This window comes from Vibrio splendidus, assembly GCF_001557875.1.
GTDB classification, from domain to species: domain Bacteria; phylum Pseudomonadota; class Gammaproteobacteria; order Enterobacterales; family Vibrionaceae; genus Vibrio; species Vibrio splendidus_F.
Window position 1 is genome coordinate 21,001 of record NZ_LNRF01000017.1, and the last position, 19,375, is coordinate 40,375.

17 protein-coding genes, 2 tRNA genes, 2 rRNA genes and 1 riboswitch are annotated in these 19,375 nt (G+C 45.5%); of the genes, 6 read left to right on the forward strand and 15 right to left on the reverse strand.

All coding sequences use genetic code 11. The features are described from left to right. Nucleotides 1-603 precede the first annotated feature (603 nt). Nucleotides 604-2,781, reverse strand: coding sequence for a DNA helicase II (uvrD, locus tag ATB74_RS22795; protein ID WP_061019814.1), 2,178 nt, complete (start codon nucleotides 2,779-2,781; stop codon nucleotides 604-606). 264 nt (nucleotides 2,782-3,045) lie between these two features. Here uvrD and ATB74_RS22800 point away from each other — a divergent pair, with 264 nt between their 5' ends. The 4 genes from ATB74_RS22800 (at nucleotide 3,046) to ATB74_RS22815 (ending at nucleotide 5,471) form a co-directional block, all read left to right on the forward strand. Next, nucleotides 3,046-3,306: a BufA1 family periplasmic bufferin-type metallophore gene (locus ATB74_RS22800; protein WP_060983713.1), complete on the forward strand. Its 261-nt coding sequence runs from the start codon at nucleotides 3,046-3,048 to the stop codon at nucleotides 3,304-3,306. A gap of 80 nt (nucleotides 3,307-3,386) precedes the next feature. Further along, the gene (gene bufB, locus ATB74_RS22805; RefSeq protein ID WP_061019815.1) at nucleotides 3,387-4,247 is read left to right on the forward strand and encodes an MNIO family bufferin maturase; all 861 of its coding nucleotides are present in this window, start codon (nucleotides 3,387-3,389) and stop codon (nucleotides 4,245-4,247) included. Continuing rightward, on the forward strand, nucleotides 4,244-5,020 hold the full coding sequence (locus ATB74_RS22810) for an HvfC/BufC N-terminal domain-containing protein (RefSeq protein ID WP_061019816.1): 777 nt from the start codon (nucleotides 4,244-4,246) through the stop codon (nucleotides 5,018-5,020). Before bufB ends, ATB74_RS22810 begins: the two co-directional genes overlap by 4 nt. Then, nucleotides 5,013-5,471: a DoxX family protein gene (locus ATB74_RS22815; RefSeq protein ID WP_061019817.1), complete on the forward strand. Its 459-nt coding sequence runs from the start codon at nucleotides 5,013-5,015 to the stop codon at nucleotides 5,469-5,471. Before ATB74_RS22810 ends, ATB74_RS22815 begins: the two co-directional genes overlap by 8 nt. 84 nt (nucleotides 5,472-5,555) lie before the next feature. On the opposite strand, the gene ATB74_RS22820 is transcribed toward ATB74_RS22815, so the two are convergent. Both ATB74_RS22820 and ATB74_RS22825 read right to left on the reverse strand, forming a co-directional pair. Continuing rightward, nucleotides 5,556-5,837: a hypothetical protein gene (locus ATB74_RS22820; RefSeq protein WP_009848181.1), complete on the reverse strand. Its 282-nt coding sequence runs from the start codon at nucleotides 5,835-5,837 to the stop codon at nucleotides 5,556-5,558. Between the two features lie 102 nt (nucleotides 5,838-5,939). After that, a complete protein-coding gene (locus ATB74_RS22825; RefSeq protein WP_208982503.1) occupies nucleotides 5,940-7,139 on the reverse strand; it encodes a multidrug effflux MFS transporter in 1,200 nt (399 codons plus the stop codon). 101 nt (nucleotides 7,140-7,240) lie between these two features. Here ATB74_RS22825 and ATB74_RS22830 point away from each other — a divergent pair, with 101 nt between their 5' ends. Further along, the gene (locus ATB74_RS22830) at nucleotides 7,241-8,182 is read left to right on the forward strand and encodes a LysR family transcriptional regulator (RefSeq protein ID WP_060983708.1); all 942 of its coding nucleotides are present in this window, start codon (nucleotides 7,241-7,243) and stop codon (nucleotides 8,180-8,182) included. 122 nt (nucleotides 8,183-8,304) lie between these two features. Further along, on the forward strand, nucleotides 8,305-10,095 hold the full coding sequence (locus ATB74_RS22835; RefSeq protein WP_061019818.1) for an aminopeptidase P family protein: 1,791 nt from the start codon (nucleotides 8,305-8,307) through the stop codon (nucleotides 10,093-10,095). A 113-nt stretch (nucleotides 10,096-10,208) separates the two neighbouring features. On the opposite strand, the gene thiH is transcribed toward ATB74_RS22835, so the two are convergent. The 12 genes from thiH to ATB74_RS22895 all read right to left on the reverse strand — a co-directional run. Next, nucleotides 10,209-11,321 carry a 2-iminoacetate synthase ThiH gene (gene thiH / locus ATB74_RS22840; RefSeq protein ID WP_061019819.1) on the reverse strand — a complete coding sequence of 371 codons (1,113 nt, stop codon included), beginning with the start codon at nucleotides 11,319-11,321 and terminating at the stop codon, nucleotides 10,209-10,211. A 7-nt stretch (nucleotides 11,322-11,328) separates the two neighbouring features. Continuing rightward, nucleotides 11,329-12,093 (reverse strand): thiazole synthase, encoded by a 765-nt coding sequence (locus tag ATB74_RS22845; RefSeq protein ID WP_017067772.1) that lies wholly within the window; start codon nucleotides 12,091-12,093, stop codon nucleotides 11,329-11,331. Between the two features lie 2 nt (nucleotides 12,094-12,095). After that, a complete protein-coding gene (gene thiS, locus ATB74_RS22850; protein ID WP_061019820.1) occupies nucleotides 12,096-12,305 on the reverse strand; it encodes a sulfur carrier protein ThiS in 210 nt (69 codons plus the stop codon). Continuing rightward, the gene (locus tag ATB74_RS22855) at nucleotides 12,302-13,084 is read right to left on the reverse strand and encodes a HesA/MoeB/ThiF family protein (protein ID WP_061019821.1); all 783 of its coding nucleotides are present in this window, start codon (nucleotides 13,082-13,084) and stop codon (nucleotides 12,302-12,304) included. The genes thiS and ATB74_RS22855 overlap by 4 nt, the downstream gene beginning before the upstream one ends. Then, nucleotides 13,074-14,357: a thiamine phosphate synthase gene (locus tag ATB74_RS22860; protein WP_060983703.1), complete on the reverse strand. Its 1,284-nt coding sequence runs from the start codon at nucleotides 14,355-14,357 to the stop codon at nucleotides 13,074-13,076. The genes ATB74_RS22855 and ATB74_RS22860 overlap by 11 nt, the downstream gene beginning before the upstream one ends. Then, nucleotides 14,357-16,306, reverse strand: coding sequence for a phosphomethylpyrimidine synthase ThiC (thiC, locus tag ATB74_RS22865; protein ID WP_061019822.1), 1,950 nt, complete (start codon nucleotides 16,304-16,306; stop codon nucleotides 14,357-14,359). The genes ATB74_RS22860 and thiC overlap by 1 nt, the downstream gene beginning before the upstream one ends. 129 nt (nucleotides 16,307-16,435) lie before the next feature. After that, nucleotides 16,436-16,534, reverse strand: a riboswitch (TPP riboswitch). Nucleotides 16,535-16,596: 62 nt separating this feature from the next. Continuing rightward, the gene (gene crcB, locus ATB74_RS22870; protein ID WP_004736665.1) at nucleotides 16,597-16,980 is read right to left on the reverse strand and encodes a fluoride efflux transporter CrcB; all 384 of its coding nucleotides are present in this window, start codon (nucleotides 16,978-16,980) and stop codon (nucleotides 16,597-16,599) included. A 100-nt stretch (nucleotides 16,981-17,080) separates the two neighbouring features. Next, nucleotides 17,081-18,463 (reverse strand): multicopper oxidase family protein, encoded by a 1,383-nt coding sequence (locus ATB74_RS22875; protein ID WP_061019823.1) that lies wholly within the window; start codon nucleotides 18,461-18,463, stop codon nucleotides 17,081-17,083. A gap of 344 nt (nucleotides 18,464-18,807) precedes the next feature. Further along, nucleotides 18,808-18,884, reverse strand: a tRNA-Trp gene (locus ATB74_RS22880). Nucleotides 18,885-18,943: 59 nt separating this feature from the next. Continuing rightward, nucleotides 18,944-19,020 (reverse strand) — tRNA-Asp (locus ATB74_RS22885). 43 nt (nucleotides 19,021-19,063) lie between these two features. Continuing rightward, nucleotides 19,064-19,179, reverse strand: a 5S ribosomal RNA gene (gene rrf / locus ATB74_RS22890). Between the two features lie 94 nt (nucleotides 19,180-19,273). Further along, nucleotides 19,274-19,375, reverse strand: a 23S ribosomal RNA gene (locus ATB74_RS22895); the annotation flags it as partial.

Here is a 19,375-nt window from a genome sequence, read left to right on the forward strand (position 1 = left end):
ATTATATAGAAATTCGCTTATGCACCATTGCTGATAAATAAGGAATCGGTAATATGAATGGTGTCGGAAGGATGCTGACACGGAACAGGAAACGCCAAGGACTTGGTTATCTTCAGGATGAAGATTCGATTACTCAGGATGAATAATCGGCACGGATAGCGAAATGGACATTGAATGGACGCAATAGTAACTAGGATGGTTGCTACTAAGGAAAGACAATGGACACCTCTGGACGAGGAAAGGACTGAACATCAGGATGATGTAAAGGACACCGCTCAAGGAACAAGTGACGCGCGCTGACGAGGATTGTTGGCAGATCAGGATAAGATCAAGGACACCGCTAGGAAGGCGACGAAAGGAATACGCTGAAGGATAACAGCACACTATCATGGATTTGATGCATGGAGCACACTTAGTAGCCGGATTGCTGCGAGTAAGACTATAGACCCCGATGAGCGTAAGCTCTCGGGGTTTTTCTTTATTAGTCTACTAATCGCTTATTCATGGCAATAAGAGTTCTGTAATCGCTATAGCCATACTCACTAGCAATAAAAAGCTGCCCTGAGGCAGCAATTCATAGTTTACATCTTGTCGCGTTAGCAATTAACCTAGCTTTTCCAAGCGAGCATAGGCTGTCACCAACCACTTGATACCTTCACCGTTAAACGCTACTTGCACTCGACTCTGTGGACCACTACCTTCAAAGTTAATGATAGTGCCTTCACCAAACTTAGGGTGCTTAACTCGAGCACCTAAGCTAAATCCAGTCTCGTTAAAGTTCTCTTTCACGGCGGTTTGGCTAAAGCGGCCGCTGCTTGCTGGACGGCTCACTTGCGCCTTCATACGCACTTCATCCAAACAGGTCTCTGGCAGCTCACGAATAAAGCGTGATGGCTTATGGTATTTATCCTGACCGTACAAACGACGCATCTCAGCGTAAGTGATGTAAAGCTTCTCCATCGCACGAGTCATGCCGACGTAACACAGGCGACGCTCTTCTTCTAAACGCCCCGCTTCTTCTGCAGACATTTGGCTTGGGAACATGCCTTCTTCGACACCCACCATGAATACTATTGGGAACTCTAGGCCTTTGGCACTGTGCAAAGTCATTAGTTGAACCGCGTCATCAAACTCATCAGCCTGACCTTCACCCGCTTCCAAAGCCGCATGAGTTAAGAATGCCGTTAGCATGCTCATCTCGTCCGCTTCTTCTGGTTTTTCAAACTGACGCGTTGCCGTTACTAATTCTTCCAAGTTCTCAATACGTGCCTTCGACTTCTCGCCTTTCTCTTGCTCGTACATCGCAAACAGACCCGACGATTTGATCACGTGGTCAGTTTGCTCGTGCAGGCTAAGTTCTAGCGTATCGTCTTCAAGCGCATTAATAAGCTCGATAAAGCGACTCAACGCACCAGCAGCACGGCCGGGGAGCACTTGCTCTTCTATCAAAGCAACACTTGCTTCCCACATGGTTGCACCACGATCACGCGCTGCAAGACGAATTGTTTCTAACGTTTTATCACCCAAGCCACGCGTTGGCGTATTTACGACACGTTCAAACGCCGCATCATTACTGCGGTTACTCATTAGGCGCATGTAGCTTAAAGCATCTCTGATTTCTTGACGCTCGAAGAATCGCATGCCGCCGTAGATTCGGTATGGTAAGCCCGCTTGAATCAGCGCTTCTTCCAGGACACGAGACTGGGCGTTATTACGATAAAGCATTGCTGTATCTTCTAGCGCGCCGCCTTTCTCTTGCCACTCTTTTATTTTACTGACCGTAAAACGCGCTTCATCGAGCTCGTTGTATGCTGAGTACACAGAGATGGGCTCGCCATCATTACCATCGGTCCACAGCTCTTTACCCATACGTTCAGTGTTGTTCGAGATAAGCTCGTTCGACGCCTGTAGAATGGTTTTGGTTGAACGGTAGTTTTGTTCGAGTCGAACCGTCGAAGCACCTGGGAATTCATCCAAGAACTTCTGAATATTTTCGATCTTCGCACCACGCCAACCATAAATAGATTGGTCATCATCACCTACGATCATCACGCGACAATCTGGGCCAGCCATCATACGCAGCCAAGCATATTGGATATTGTTGGTATCTTGGAATTCGTCGACCAGAATATGCTTAAAGCGAGCTTGGTAGTGCTCGCGAATGTGTTTCTTATCGCGCAATAGCTCGTGTGATCTCAGCAAAATCTCCGCAAAGTCGACCAATCCAGCACGGTCACACGCTTCTTGGTAAGCAGAGTAGATCTTTAACCACGTTTGAGTTATTGGATCATGATAGGCGTCAATGTGACTTGGACGTAATCCCTCATCTTTCTTGCCATTAATCCACCAAGAAGCTTGCTTGGCAGGCCACTGCTTTTCATCCAGGTTTTGCGCCTTGATTAAGCGACGTAGCAAACGAATCTGATCATCAGAATCTATGATCTGGAAATCTTCTGGCAGTTTTGCATCTAGGTAGTGAGCACGAAGGATGCGGTGACAAATACCGTGGAAAGTACCGTTCCACATGCCTGACGAACTACCCATCATCAACTCTTCAATACGACCACGCATCTCTGCGGCCGCTTTATTGGTGAAGGTAACCGACATAATAGAGAACGGTGATGCTTGCTCTACACTTTGCAGCCAAGCAATACGATGCACCAACACTCGCGTTTTACCACTGCCTGCACCTGCCAAAATAAGTAGGTTTTCTAAAGGTGCCGCGACCGCCTCACGTTGTTTATCGTTTAGGCCATCGAGTAAAAGCGAAGGATCTATCATTGGATATGCTCACTACTGGGTATTTATACATAAAAGTTGATTATAACCTAAACACTAGGCTGCGTTTAGGATAATAAGAAGAAAAAACAATCAAAAATTAACATCATAAATTCAACAAGTTAAACGATAAAACATCATTAATATTGATATTTTTTATAATGCCGTGAAATTATTTCCCGGTTGTTCCTATCCTTTTTAGTAAGCAAGTTAACAACTCATTAACCTGCGATGTGAAAATACTATTAAGTCCTAGAGGGAATGACTATGAAAAATTCTAATCTTGCTGTTACAGCTGCAATCACAAGTGTACTAGCATTCGGCGGTGCAGTTCTTACATCAGCACCTGCGGAAGCAGCAGCAAAAGAAAAATGCTACGGCGTGGCAAAAGCTGGGCAAAATGATTGTGCGACCAAAACAAGTTCATGTGCGGGTACAGCAAAAGAAGACAACCAGTCTGATGCATTCGTGGTTGTTCCTAAAGGACTGTGCGGCAAATTGTCAGGTGGTAGTACTCAATCATCATAATCACCTTCAGACATAATTAAACAACTAAGTAAGATGAGCTGAGACTCGGCTCATCTCCACTTCCTATTAGGAGAATCGTTGTGGCTCAGACTCTTCACCCCAACACAGGGGTTGGCCTTAGAACACCGCACTTGGACTTCTTTAGCCAAAATCCAGCCTTAGTAAGTTGGTTAGAAGTTCACAGCGAGAACTACTTCTTAGCTCAATCACCGCAACGTCAACAACTCAGAGAAATTCGTAGCGCACACAACATCAGTTGTCACGGTGTTGGATTGTCTCTAGGTTCTGTTGAGCGCATCAATCAACACCATCTACTTCAATTAAAAGAGCTTATCGATGATATAGAGCCGTTTTTGGTTTCTGACCATCTCAGCTGGAGTCAGACTGGCGGTCATTACTTCAATGACTTGTTACCGCTGCCTTATACCGAAGAAGCGCTAGAAATCTTTTGTCGCAATGTCATCGAAGTACAAGACAGCCTGCAACGCCCTATACTGATAGAGAATCCATCGAGCTACCTTGCCTTCAAGCATTCAACGATTCCAGAGTGGGAATTTTTAGCCGAGGTACAGAAGCGCACCGAGTGTCGCCTACTGCTCGATTTCAATAATATTTTTGTCTCATCTTTTAATCATGGCTTCAGCTGCAAAGAGTATCTAAGTGGAATACCTGCAAACAAAGTGGAAGAGATCCACTTGGCAGGTTTCACCAAGAAGAAACTCGAACAAGGTGAGATCTGGATAGACACTCACAGTAAACCTGTCTGTGATGAAGTGTGGCAGCTCTACACTGACTGGATAGCGCAACATGGTTTGCGCCATACCTTGATTGAGTGGGATTTAGATATCCCTGAGCCACAAGTTTTATTGGTTGAAGCCACCAAAGCCAGTGATATCTTGTATCAACACAACAGCTTCAACCAAAGGAGTCGCGTATCATGAGCCACTCCCTAGCAGATGTTCAATTAGAGTTTGCTAACGCCCTGCGCTACCAAAGTAATGGTGAGCTCTGTGACATAGTGAGCGACCATTTTACGGATGAGCAACGCATTCAGATTTACCGCAATAACTTTGTGATCAGCTTGAGCGAAGTACTGGCTGCTACGTATCCGCTGACTGAAATGCTGGTTGGTGAAGAGTGCTTCCAACAAATGGCTCGTCAACATGTCTTAAGTTATCCATCAACCTCTGGTGATGTCAGTAGCTACGGTGAACACTTTGATCAAACCATACAAACCTTTCCTACCGTTATCGAAGCTGCACCTTATCTCGGTGAAATGGCTTTGTATGAATGGCGAAAAGATAGCTTGGTAAGATGTGTTTCAGAATCACATGTCGACCAACGTCCTCTTTTTCGTTTAGCTGAGGTACCACAAGAACAACAAGGCGCGTTAGTCTTTCATCTCAAAGGTTCAATAACGCTAGTCAATTCTAGCTATACGGTTATCGCGCTTGAAGAAGCTATCTACCAGCAACAACTCGACGGATTAGACATCAACCAACCTGAATTTGGAGTGTTAATCCGAGCCGAGAATTCACAGATTGAGAGCCATCGCTTGAGTGAAGAATGCCATCAACTATTAACTGAATTGCAATCGGGTCAAACGCTCTCAGCAATAGACCCTTCATTACTACAACATCTGAATGCTGTCATGACGCTTAACGTCATCTCAGGCTTTTCAATCAATGCCGAATTGGAGACATATTATGGATAACAATACAGTCACGAACATGATGGCTCAATACGACAGCTTGATTGAGAAATCACAGGCACTCTTTGTTCCGCTGCTACTGCTATTTTGTCGCCTATGGGTGGCGTGGATATTCTTTAATTCTGGCCTCACCAAGATAGCGACTTGGGATAGCACCCTTTACTTGTTTGAGTTGGAATACCAAGTACCGCTGTTACCTTGGGAGTTATCGGCCTATATGGGTACTGCCGCTGAATTGATTCTACCGGTGTTCTTAGCTCTCGGTTTATTAACACGACCTATGGCTGCGGTGTTATTCGTTTTCAATATCATTGCAGTCGTTTCTTACCCTGTATTATGGGATCAAGGCTTCTACGACCATCAACTTTGGGGATTAATGATTCTTATCGTTGTTGTGTGGGGCGCAGGACCATTCTCACTTGATAGAATTTTAAAAGCGCAGTTCAGGAATTAAATGAGCTTTCACCTCTATTAAATTGCTACAGCCTAAACGCAAAAAACCACTCAATTGAGTGGTTTCTTTTTTAACTGGGATAAACTACTTATTCAAAAAAGCTTGTAGCTCTTCAGCAGAGATGCCTTGCTCGGCTAGCTCTTTTGCTAGTAGCTGAACCTGCTCACCCTTACGAGACTCTACCACACGCTGAAATTGGTAAATGATGTCTCGCAAAGTATCGATTGGAACTTGTTTTGCCGCACTGCGAATACGCTCTTCACTTTGGTTGCCTAGCTCTTTAAGCAGTTTACCAAACATGACCTTTTCAGGTGCATCTTCCATTTGTTCTAAGACGCGCGCCATTTCGTAGGTTGTTAATGACATTACAGTATTTTCCGTTGGGGACTAACGTTTCAATGAGTGACAAATATACCATGTTTTAACGTTTCGCAAACCGCCATTTGTATATTTTGTCACCCTTGAGACTTACGCCTTGGCAAACGTCGTGTGCCACGACTTACCTGCTTTGCTCGCAAGCACTAATAATGCCGGAACAATAAGGAACATTTGCAGCGCAATCATCACTTGAGACGTTAAATCAAGACGCTGCATGGTACCAACAAGTAACCCTGAACCGCTCATTTGGAACAAGCCAAGCAACGCAGCTGCGGTCCCCGCACGGTCACCAAAAGGTTCAAGCGCCTTGCCGGCTGCTGCACCGAGAATCCAAGCAAAACCCACTGACGATAAGAAGATTGGCAGCATGAATGCGATTGGACTAGCGTGTTCTGCAAGCACTAACATAATCACGCCCGCTAAACCTAGCGTTGAGATACCAACGACCAGTGCTTTATAGGTACCAAAACGGTCCATAAATTTAGGTGCAGTAAACGCAGCTACGATGTTGATGGCTGCATTAACACCAAACCAGAAAGTAAACTCTTTCATGGTCAAGCCTAGGCTTTCCATCAACACAACCGGTGCCGAGGTTACATAAGCGAGGATGACCGCCATCGCCATCAAACACAAGGTTGCGTGAAAAAGGAATGATGGTGTTTTCAATACTGACCAATATCGCTCAAGCTTGAACACCGCAACCTTTTCTGTCGCAGGGTTAGACTCTTTCATTTGGAAGAATAAGATAGTGCCAACAACGACAGCGAAGCCCGCCATAAAGCTAAAGTTCGAACGCCAACCAAATTGATGAGTTAACCAAGCGCCAAGAATCGGTGCCAAAGCAGGAATAAAACAGATTGCACCATTAAGGTAGCTGATCATACGGCCACTCTTCTCTGGGCCAAATAGATCGCGAACCGTTGCAAAGGCTGCTACAGAAGTCGCACAAGCTCCTAAGCCTTGTAGCAGCCGAGCTATTAGCATCATATCAATCGATTGAGCTGCCCACGCCAAGCAAGCACTCAATGCATAGATACTAACACCTCCCAATGCAACGGTTCGACGTCCTAACTTATCAGCCAAAGGGCCAGCAAACAGTTGGCCGACACCCATGGCAAATAAAAACCAAGTAATCGTATCTTGTGCTAGTGCATGTTCCACGTGAAACGCTGTCGAAATTTGTGGCAGAGCTGGTAGGTAGATATCAATAGCCAAAGGGCTAAATAGAACCAACATTGCCAATAAAGCAACCTGCAGTTTACTAGGGGTTGGAAGCGCGTTAGAAGGCACAAGATTCTCCGGATGAGTTAATTTAGGTGCATAATAACCAACTAAAGATATGAACAAAAATGGCATATACTCATTAGCATTATTCCAAATAGGAAACTTACATGAATATTGAGAAACTATCGCGCCTCGACTTAAACCTACTGGTTTGCTTACAGGTGCTGATGGAAGAGCTAAGCGTCACGCGCACCGCACATCGATTGTGCTTAAGCCAATCGGCAGTGAGTAAATCACTAGCCAAACTTCGTGAACAATTTAATGATCCCCTTTTCACACGAAGCGCTCATGGCTTGAGGCCAACACCAAAAGCCGTTTTCCTGAAGCCTCGCTTAGAAACGTTGATCAACCAGCTTGATCTGATCACTCAACCTGAGACATTCATTCCCAACAACAGTGACCACAGTTTTCACATTGCGGCTGTTGAGAGTGTATACCCGCTTATTCTTCCCCATTTCTTACCGGCTATATTTCGACAAGCGCCTAAGGTCAATATCAACACCCACGCGTGGACCGAACAAACCTTTAAAAAGCTACAGCTTGGTGAATTAGATATTGGACTGACCGGAAAAGACATCGATATTAACGATGCACGTTTAACCATGCTGCCGCCAGATGACATCTGCGAACAAGAGATCTACCGCGATGCACAAATGTGTGTGTTAAGACGCAACCACCCTGCTCTGAGTGGCAAATGGGATCTAGAAACCTATCTCGCCCAGCGTCATGTACAAGTAAGATGCGATGGTAACGACCGTTGGCTGCTCGACTACAAACTTGCCGACCTTGGCCACCAACGTGATATCGCAATCTCAGTACCGGACTTCAATAGCGCCGCTAGCCTGTGTACCTACACCGACTTTGTCTTTACCGCACCAAGCCACTTTACTTACCTTGTCGCCAAACAACTCGACTTAGTGGTTGTGCCTTTACCAATGGAGTTCCCGCCGATGGCATACACTCTGTTTTGGCACCGTGATAGAGAAAATGACCCAGCGCTAACTTGGCTACGAGATATCATCAAAGAAAAAACTCTGCATCTTAGATAAAAATGGCGTACAGCGTTTGCAGCAAACGAACAAAAGCGCTAGCTTATTGACCTAATAAGTCCCCTCATAGGTATATCTACTGTGAGTGTTAACAAGGACCCTAACAATAAGGATAAACACAGATGCACAATATCACTGCTGAACGCGTTGCTGCGGTTCGAGCTTGGCTTGAAACAAACAACCTAGATGCCGTTATCATTCCACACGAAGACGAATATTTAGGTGAATACGTTCCAGCTCATAACGAGCGACTTCACTGGCTAACAGGTTTCACTGGCTCTGCTGGTGCGGCAGTTATCACTCGTGAGAACGCTGCTATTTTTGTTGATGGTCGCTACACGGTTCAGGTTCGTAAGCAGGTACCAGCAGAGTTATTTGAGTATCGCCATCTTATTGAAGAACCGGCTTTAGATTGGATCATCAATTCTCTAGCACAAGGCAGCAAGGTTGCATTCGATCCACGCATGCACACTGCTGCTTGGTTGAAAGGCGCCCAAGCTAAACTTGCAGAGAAAGTTGAACTAACAACGCTATCTTCAAATCCAATTGATGAGCTTTGGTCTGATCGTCCTGAGCCTGTGGTATCTGATGTTCGCCTAATGGCAACAGACGCCGTAGGCCAATCAAGTGAAAGCAAACGTGCGGAGATTGCTGGCTTACTAAAAGCCAAAGGTGCTGATGCCGCTATCCTTACGGAACTCGATTCGATCTGTTGGTTGCTTAACATTCGTGGTTTGGACGTATCACGCCTACCTGTTGTGTTATCCAACGCGATCATTCACGAAGATGAAAGCGTAGATTTTTTCCTAGACCCTGCTCGTATTCCTACTGGCTTTGAAGCACACGTTGGCAATGGTATTCGTGTATCTCACCCATCAGAGCTTGAAGCCCGACTTCAATCTTTAGAAGGAAAGAATGTATCTGTCGATTCAGGTACCAGTAACGCTTGGTACACGCTGGTTCTGCAAAATGCTGGTGCTCATATCATTGAAGCTGCAGACCCATGCCTAATGCCAAAGGCAGCAAAGAATGAAACTGAAATTGCCGGCATGAAAGCATGTCACGTTCGTGATGGTGTTGCGATGGCGAAATTCCTATCTTGGATTGATGCAGAAGTCGCGCAAGGTAATCTGCACAACGAAGCTGTACTCGCAGACAAAGTACAGTCATTCCGCGAGCAAGACCCAACGCTGATGGACCTAAGTTTTGACACGATTTCAGCAGCAGGCGGCAACGCAGCAATGTGTCACTACAACCACGAGAACCAACCTGAACCAGGTCAGTTAGAGATGAATACTCTGTACCTAGTCGATTCAGGCGGTCAGTATTTAGATGGCACGACCGACATTACCCGTACTATCGCAATTGGCCAGCCAAGCGGCGAAATGATCCAGCAGTTCACGCTAGCGCTTAAAGGTCACATCGGTATCGCGCGTGCACGTTTCCCACAGGGTACTCGTGGTTTCCAACTGGACATCCTAGCTCGCCAACACTTATGGGCAGAAGGCTTCGACTACGACCACGGTACTGGTCACGGTGTTGGTCATTTCCTAAGTGTTCATGAAGGTCCGCAAAGCATCTCTAAGAAGCTAATCGACGTACCTCTTGTTGAAGGCATGGTGTTATCAAACGAGCCGGGTTACTACCGTGCAGATGAATTTGGTATCCGTATCGAAAACCTAGAACTGGTGGCTGAGCTGCCAACTCAAGGTGACTTCTCAGTACTAACGTTTGAGTCGCTAACACGCTGCCCTATCGATAAGCGCAACATCAACGTCGATCTACTGACACGACCTGAACTTGCATGGCTTAACGATTACCACCAGAAAGTATGGAACGATGTTAGCCCATTAGTTGAAGGTGATACGTTGGAATGGTTACGTCAATCAACCACCCCACTTGCTCATGTTTAATGCTTAGCTAATTCAAACTTAATGAAATGAAAACGGCGACCTTAGGGTAGCCGTTTTTATTTGTCGATTTAACTTCGTCGATGTTTCACGTGGAACATCAATCTATATGCTCACTAACCAGAGTAAGCGCTATGCCAGTCTCGCCACACAGGATCAAAACCACGCTGACGAATCATTGACTCAACATCAGCAGCACTTCGCTCGTCGCTTATCTCAAATTGTTCGAGCTCTTGTTCACCTGAAGCATAACCACCGGGTTGGGTTTTAGACGCAGCCGACATACTGGTGATTCCCAATGGCAATACATTGTCGCGGAAAACTGCAGACTCTCGAGTCGAGAGAGACAATTCAACCTCAGGATTTAATAAGCGATACGCACAGATAAGTTGAACCAACTGTTTATCGCTCATAATCGATTTAGGCTGTAAACCACCCTCACACGGACGAAGACGTGGGAATGAAATCGAGTAACGTGTTTGCCAATAAGTACGCTCAAGATAGTCTAAGTGAGCGGCCACGAAGAAGCTGTCGGTACGCCAATCTTCCAAACCAATCAAAGCGCCAATACCTATCTTATCAATACCCGCGCTTGCCAAACGATCGGGTGTTTCGAGCCGGTATTCGAAATCCATTTTATTGCCACGCAAGTGGTGTTCCGCGTAGGTACTTGGGCTATAGGTTTCTTGGTAAACCATCACCGCATCTAAGCCGAGAGTTTTAAGCTCTGCGTAGTCATCTTGATCAAGCGGCTGCACTTCCATCGCAAGATAGTTAAATTGTGCCTTAATATTCGGTAGCACTTCACGGAAGTACTTCATCCCGACCTTGGTTTCATGTTCACCAGTCACCAACAGTACACTATCAAACTTCATCTTTTTGATAGCTGCACTTTCAGCATCGATTTCATCCAAAGTAAGTGTGCGACGCTTAATACGGTTCTCCATAGAGAAACCACAATAGGTGCACGCATTCGCACATAGGTTTGAAAGGTACAATGGAATATACAACGATATCGTATTGCCGAATCGCTTGCGTGTAAGTGCCAACGATTGTTGTGCCATCTGCTCTAAGTAAGGTTCTGCTGCCGGAGAGATAAGAGCCTTAAAGTCTTCCAAATCGCGTTTTGGCTTACTCAGAGCACGCTCAACATCCGCAGCCGTTTTACTGAAGATGGACATACCAATGTCATCCCAGTTGAGCTGTTTAAATCGATCAACAAACGTCATAGGGACACTACTCGTCTAGAAATGAAGTTAGCGGACTAGAAGCAACCGCGTGAGACACCTGACCAGCAAGACCAGAAAGATAAGCCATACGCCCAGCTTCAACTGCCAGTTTAAAAGCAATTGCCATATCAACAGGCTGTTGAGAGGCAGCTATTGCAGTATTCACTAACACGGCATCTGCGCCCATTTCCATTGCACGAGCAGCATGAGAAGGCGCACCAATACCGGCGTCAACAATCACAGGGACATTCGCTTGGTCGATAATGATTTCTAAGAAGTCTGCCGAAGCGATACCTTTGTTCGACCCAATCGGCGCACCTAGCGGCATAACCGCAGCACAACCCACCTCTTCTAGGCGTTTACACAATACTGGGTCGGCATGGCAGTAAGGCAACACAACAAAGCCATCTTTAACCAATTGCTCAGCTGCTTTTAATGTCTCGATCGGGTCTGGCATCAAGTACTTTGGGTCTGGATGAATTTCAAGTTTGAGCCAATTTGTGCCTAGCGCTTCGCGAGCCAAATGTGCAGCAAAGATCGCATCCTTTGCGTTCTTCGCCCCGGAGGTATTCGGTAGCAAGTTCACACCAGCATCAATAATCGGCTGCAAAATATCATCTTGCTCAGAGCGAATATCAACCCTCTTCAACGCCATGGTTGCCAGTTGAGAACCGGAAGCTTCGATAGCGCTCGCCATCAAGTGCTTATTCGCGAACTTACCCGTTCCAGTGAAGAGTCGTGATTGAAACGTTTTATCTGCGATAGTTAACATAGTTAGCCTCCTGCAATGGCTTGGAAAAGAGAAATAGCATCGCCTTCATTGACGACCGTTTGTTGCCACTGACTACGCGGGACAACCGCATTATTGATAGCAAAGACACAACCTAGATCGGGCAACGAGAGCGCTTGGATGATATCCGCTAGAGACGACGATTGCGCGACCTGCTCTGGTTGCTCGTTTATAGAAATAGTTATCTGGCTCATTTGGTTTCTTCTTCTAAATAGTTAACTGTAGATGTGCAGCAAACGGGGCATTCACTATCTTGAGTGACACTTAAGTTTTGCCAGTTCATCGTCTGGCCATCAAACAGTTTGAGCTGATGTGTTGCAACCTGGAACTCGCCAGTACTAATACGTTGAATAGCAGCCAGTGCTTGGAGGTTGCCTATCGTGCCAACGACTGGACCAATGATCCCGCTATCGCTACAACGTGTCGTTTGTGGATGATGATTGAACGGGAACAAACAGTGATAGCACCCTTTCTGCTTCTGATAATCAAAGACAATAAACTGACCTTTCCAGCCGATCGCAGAACCAGAAATCAAAGGCGTATTGCTGCCGAAACATGCTTGGTTAACCTGTTGGCGCGACTCAAAGTTGTCAGTACAATCCAACACCATATCAGCGAGCATCACCTCAAGCTCAAGTTGGCTTTGAGTCATTCGCTTATTGATGGTTCTTACTTGACTTCGACCATTAAGCTCAGTCAGTTGTTGCTTCAGAGCTCCAACCTTAGGTGAACCTAACTGACTTTCCTTGAACGCTACCTGTCGTTGCAGGTTGGACGAATCCACACAGTCATCATCAACCAACACGATTTTTCCGACACCGGAAGCCGCAATATAGAGAGCCGCTGCATTGCCTAAGCCACCACAACCAATAACCAACACATGGCTGTCTAGTAGATTGCGTTGCCCTTGCTCACCCACTTCAGGAAGTGCGAGTTGTCGTTGATAACGAATGAATTCGAAATCACTCAGCATGACTTAGCTCCTGAGTTACCTCATTAGCAGCACTTGTAGAACTGTCAGCCATTAATGCTTCGAAGAACTCAATCACTTGTTTTGGGTCTTCGGCTAACGTAATCGCACGTACAACAGCAAGGCTCGATATCCCACACCTCCACACCTGTGCAGCAGTCGACTGGTCAATTCCACCAATCGCAACCGTCGGATAACCAGTGAGTTCTTCTGTGTATGGGATAGTATCAATCAGCTGCTGATAGAGAGATAAACGCACAAGCCCCTGAGGCTTCGATGGCATCTGCTTAGTAGTGGTTGGGAATATATGCCCCAGCGCAATATAGCTTGGGTTGATTTGCACAATACGTAGCAACTCGTAATAACCATGAGTCGAAAGACCGATCTTAATAGCTGCTTGGCTCAATTGAGATAGGTTGGATTCTTCGATGTCCTCTTGGCCCAAATGAACACCAAAAGCATCATGCTTAAGTGCCAATTGCCAATAGTCATTGATAAAAACCTGTGCGTTGTGCTCTCTACCGAGTTCGATAGATCGTGCGATTTGTTGTTCTAAATCTGCTTGCTGCGGGTTCTTAATACGCAGTTGAACTGTATTGATTCCAAGCTTGAGCAGCCTTTCGATCCACTCAACATCATCAACTACTGGGTATAGTCCTAGGCTACTCTTGCTTAATTCAGGGAACGAAAGTGATGTTCCTTGGTACGCCCAACCAACACTAATATCTAAGCGCTCATCTTCGAGAACAGGAATAGGGAAATTTTGGTAGTTTGCTGGCCATGTTCCACGTGAAACATTAGATGCTGCGCGGGCTAAAACCAGTGCGTCTTCTAATGGGAATTCCAACGCCAACAAAGTAAGTAGCCAAGCAAAGTGACCACGACTATCTAACTCCTGATGAGCTGAAGTTTCACTCTTGATAGCACGATTAGAATCTAGCTGTGACCAGATATCCAATACAGCTGAGTCATCTAAGACACCGATATAGATGGTACTCGGAGTTTGTGACAAGACATCGGCTAGCGCCACTGAATGACTGTAATCAACGATATGATCAAGATCTCTTGAGCGACATTCCGCCAATGAATCAACATCATCAGCAAAGCCAATGGCTAATACCTGTTGAGCATCAATGATAGAGAAGTATTGAGTTGGGCTTACGCCCAACTCAACTGCATCAGTTGCTAAACCTTGTCGCTTAGCAACCAATAGACAGTTTTGAACCTCTCCCGTTAACTCGATGTCTTGAGATGGGATGAGAATCTTCACTGTCATTACTCCTCTAGTTGAGCTTCTTTTGCGCCTACTGCAGGGTGATAAAGTTCAGAGCCAGTATCACGGAACTCTTGTGATTTTTGACGCATTCCCTCCAACGGGTTGTCTAGCATCTTAATCTCGATAGCCTGATCAGCGGCTACTTGTTCGGTGTCTTTCGCGTACTCTCGAACTTCTTGAGATATCTTCATTGAGCAGAATTTAGGGCCACACATTGAACAGAAATGAGCAACCTTGCCCGACTCTTGCGGTAAGGTTTCATCGTGGAAAGAACGTGCTGTTTCCGGATCTAAAGCTAGATTAAATTGGTCTTCCCAACGGAATTCAAAACGCGCTTTAGATAATGCATTATCTCGTATTTGTGCGCCCGGGTGCCCTTTTGCCAAGTCTGCAGCATGTGCTGCCAACTTGTAAGTAATCAAGCCAGTCTTCACATCTTCTTTGTTTGGCAAGCCTAAATGCTCTTTAGGAGTTACATAACAAAGCATCGCACAGCCGTACCAACCGATCATGGCTGCACCAATACCAGAGGTAATATGGTCATAACCCGGCGCAATATCTGTAGTCAGTGGACCTAAAGTATAGAAAGGCGCTTCATGGCAGTGCTCTAACTGCTCGTCCATGTTCTCTTTAATAAGATGCATAGGTACATGTCCAGGGCCTTCAATGATCACCTGAACGTCATATTCCCAAGCCACTTTAGTCAACTCACCTAGAGTGCGTAACTCTGAGAATTGAGCCTCATCGTTGGCATCTGCAATCGAGCCAGGACGTAGACCATCACCTAATGACAGAGCCACATCGTACTTCGCACAGATCTCGCAGATCTCGCGGAAGTGGGTATAAAGGAAGCTCTCTTGGTGATGAGCAAGACACCATTTCGCGATGATAGAGCCGCCACGAGAGACAATACCAGTCACACGTTTAGCGGTCATAGGAACGTAGCGAAGCAATAAGCCTGCGTGAATAGTAAAGTAATCAACACCCTGCTCTGCTTGTTCAATCAAGGTATCGCGCATCACTTCCCAGTTAAGGTCTTCCGCAATACCATTCACTTTTTCAAGCGCTTGATACATAGGAACCGTACCAATTGGTACTGGGCTATTACGTAGGATCCATTCGCGAGTCTCGTGGATATTACGGCCGGTAGAAAGGTCCATCACGGTATCGCCACCCCAGCGAGTAGACCATACTAGCTTCTCAACTTCTTCTTCAATCGAAGAACTTACTGAAGAGTTACCGATATTGGCGTTCACTTTCACTAAGAAGTTTCGGCCAATAATCATCGGCTCGGATTCAGGGTGGTTAATGTTCGACGGAATGATAGCTCGGCCTTCAGCGACTTCTTTACGCACGAACTCAGGGGTGATTTCTTTCGGTAGGTTTGCGCCAAAGTTATGGCCAGGGTGTTGGTGGTTCAACTGCTCATCAGCAAATTTCTGACGTCCCATGTTCTCACGTATCGCAATGTACTCCATCTCAGGAGTAATAATTCCCTGACGAGCATAGTGCAACTGAGTAACACATTGATCGCCAGTCGCGCGACGAATTCTAGGCAGATTACCGTAACGAAGGTCGTCTAGAGTTTCATCTTCTAAACGCTCTTTGGTGTATACAGAGCTTACATCGTCTAACAGTTCCGTATCACCACGCTCTTCAATCCATTGCTCTCGTAACTTAGGAAGGCCGCTGTAAAGGTCAATTTCGTGCGTAGGGTCAGTATAAACACCAGAGGTGTCGTATACATGAATTGGGGCATTAGGTTCGTATACAGGCTCTTTTTTGGTACCACCAACAAGGCTATCTGCGAGTGATATTTCTCGTACAGGGACTTGAATATCCTCTCGAGATCCTTGGATGTAAGCTTTTTTTGAATTTGGATAAGGTTGTACGGATAAAGAATCGATGAAATTCTTCGCTTCCAGTCTTGCTTGTTTACGACTCGACATAGCATTTTTCCTTGGCTTTTAGCCATTATTTATAGGGATAAAAATGCTTGACGGATTAGATGCTACAAGAGGGATCACGGTAAGAAATACAGTTGTGATCTGGAGATAGATCTCTAGAAGGATTCTAGTTAGATATCTACTCTTGTTCCCTTCGCAGGTATTAGCCTGATCAGGTTCAACGGATCCCGAGTTAACGGTCTCAGCCATATGGCACTCCGACAAGTTCGATCGAGTATATAAAAACGGCTTGGATAAACCAAGCCGAGTTGTTAACAAATCGTAAGAAAGTTTTAAGACTTTATCAAAAGTTGGAAGCCGATCCATGCAGCTGAGATGCTGAGAACCACGTTGAGCAGCACATTGAGTCCCATCTTAAAGAAAGCACCCTGCTGCATAAGAAGCACGTTATCCATCGAAAATGTAGAAAATGTAGTCAGTGCTCCAAGGAAGCCAAGACCGATAATTTGTCTCCATGGTTCTGTTGCAACCATCTCATTCTCAAACGCTGCGATGAGTAAGCCCATAATTAAAGAGCCAATCACGTTAACAGTTAGCGTACCATAAGGAAAACCACGCCCTAGCATCACCACACATAACTCTGAAATCAAATAGCGCGAACAAGCACCAAATGCGCCACCAATGGCAATAAAACCTAAAATAGATAACTGACCCATGAATCCTCCCAAACAATAATCCCTATATTCTAGCTTTAACGCCGATAAAAGCGAGGGTAGAAACTAAGAATGCATGCGCAAATATTAAACGTTACAGGTGTCACTTAACTTCGATATATCCCATTAAACCCGTTTTCATGTGTTCTATAACATGACAGTGATACATCCAACGTCCTGGGTTGTCGGCAACAAATGCGGCTTTCGCTCGACCGTTTTTTCCAAGTAGCACGGTATCGGTATGGAAAGGTTCGTCAATTTTTTTACCATCAAGTTCCAATACAGTGAATGTATACCCATGAATATGAATCGGGTGATGATATTGAGTGACGTTCTTAAGATCGAATATGTAAGTTTTACCTAGTTCTAAAATCGCCAACGGCTCAGGGATATTGTCTTTGCTCATCCCCTCCCACGCTCGTTTATTAGTAAGCCAAAATTTAGGCATCGATTTACCATCTTTAGATAGAGGTGAAACTGCACCCTCCCACTCGAACACAAAATCGATTTCTTCTGCATTAGCGAGATTTAAGTTAGGCACAGGATTGAGGGGCAATAAAGGAAGTGTTTGGCCTTCGATTAACGTTGAATCAACAGCCTCAAACTCACACAAGGAAAAAGGAAAACGCCCTTTCATTTGAAGGACACTCACTCGCTCCCCCACCTTGGGAGCAATTAGCCCGAGATCGACACGCATACCTGGGCCAATCTTGTGTTGAGTCAGCTTATAAGGTGTCTTTACAGGGTTACCATCAATAGCAATGACCCATGCCTCAGCGCCCTCAATGGCTATAGGATAGGTAATCGTGTTATCAACATTAGCGATACGCAGCCTAGTCGTTGCATGCTGCTTCAATTGATAGATAGGTTCATGTACTCCATTAACGCTACTCCACTCTCCCGGCGTGCCCATACGAGCGCTGAGGCGAGGGATCATTAAGTCTTTCCACTGACCTTGTTTGTCGATATGCCAATGTTTAAGCATAAGAGCATGCTCTTCATCGAACTGAACTGCCGCACTCTCTTCGACAATAATAAGCCCGACCAAGCCCATACCAAGTTGCTTAACACTGTTCATGTGTGGGTGATACCAGAATGTACCCGCATCTGGTGGCGTGAACTCATAGACAAACGTTTCACCGGGCATAATCGGAGACTGACTTAAGAAAGGAACCCCGTCCATTTCAATCGGAATTCTCAGGCCATGCCAATGAATTGTGGTCGGTTCTAATAGCTTGTTGGTAAATCGAATCGTTACCTTTTCGCCTTGTCGACAGCGAATAATCGGCGCTGGAGTCTGTCCATTAAAGGCTAAAACATTAGTACTAAATCCCTTCACCAACTCAGCGGTTGAAGGCTCAGCTGTTAAGTCATAAACGAACTTTCCTTGCTCATCAACAGACCGCTTCATTGAGCAAGCTGGTAGGACGGTTAGTGCAGATATAGCGAGAGATGATTGAATAAACTTACGACGGGAGATATCCATATTTGTTACCTTTTAGTAATAACGACCAAAATGTAACAAAATATTGAGAATAATTCTCATAAAGAAGCGTGGTTTGTGCTGTTGGTTGTTTATAAAAGAGTCTGAGATAAGTAAGCACTTACACTTTTAAGGCTCGGTTTTATTAAAGCTAAGAATTATCGACTAAAAATAGAAAGCAAAAAAGCCCCAGCATTTCTGCTGAGGCTTAGTATATGGAAAGGTTGGAGGTTTAGACTCCCAACACGCGCTGTTTTAGTAAGTCAGAGAATCCGCTGCTTTGCTAATGGCGTATATTAGATTCAGAAAGCAAAAAGGCTCCAGCATTTCTGCTAGAGCCTTAAATATGGCAGGGGTGGAGAGATTCGAACTCCCAACACGCGGATTTGGAATCCGCTGCTCTGCCAATTGGAGCTACACCCCTAAAACTTTCATTACTACAGATTCGAAAAAACCTCGCACTAGGCGAGGTTATCGAATAAGTGGCGGAGTGGACGGGACTCGAACCCGCGACCCCCGGCGTGACAGGCCGGTATTCTAACCAACTGAACTACCACTCCGCAGTGGAATACTTGTCGTCGCTGACAAGTGTTCAAATTTAAAGCCTGGCGATGTCCTACTCTCACATGGGGAAGCCCCACACTACCATCGGCGCTATTGTGTTTCACTTCTGAGTTCGGCATGGAATCAGGTGGGTCCACAATGCTATGGTCGCCAAGCAAATTTTAAAATTCGGAAAGCTTATCTAAAAGTCTATCTCTTCAAACTCATTCAAGGTCTGTCTTTGAGTCCACAAAACCCCTTGGGTGTTGTATGGTTAAGCCTCACGGGCAATTAGTACAGGTTAGCTCAATGCCTCGCAGCACTTACACACCCTGCCTATCAACGTCGTAGTCTACGACAACCCTTTAGGAC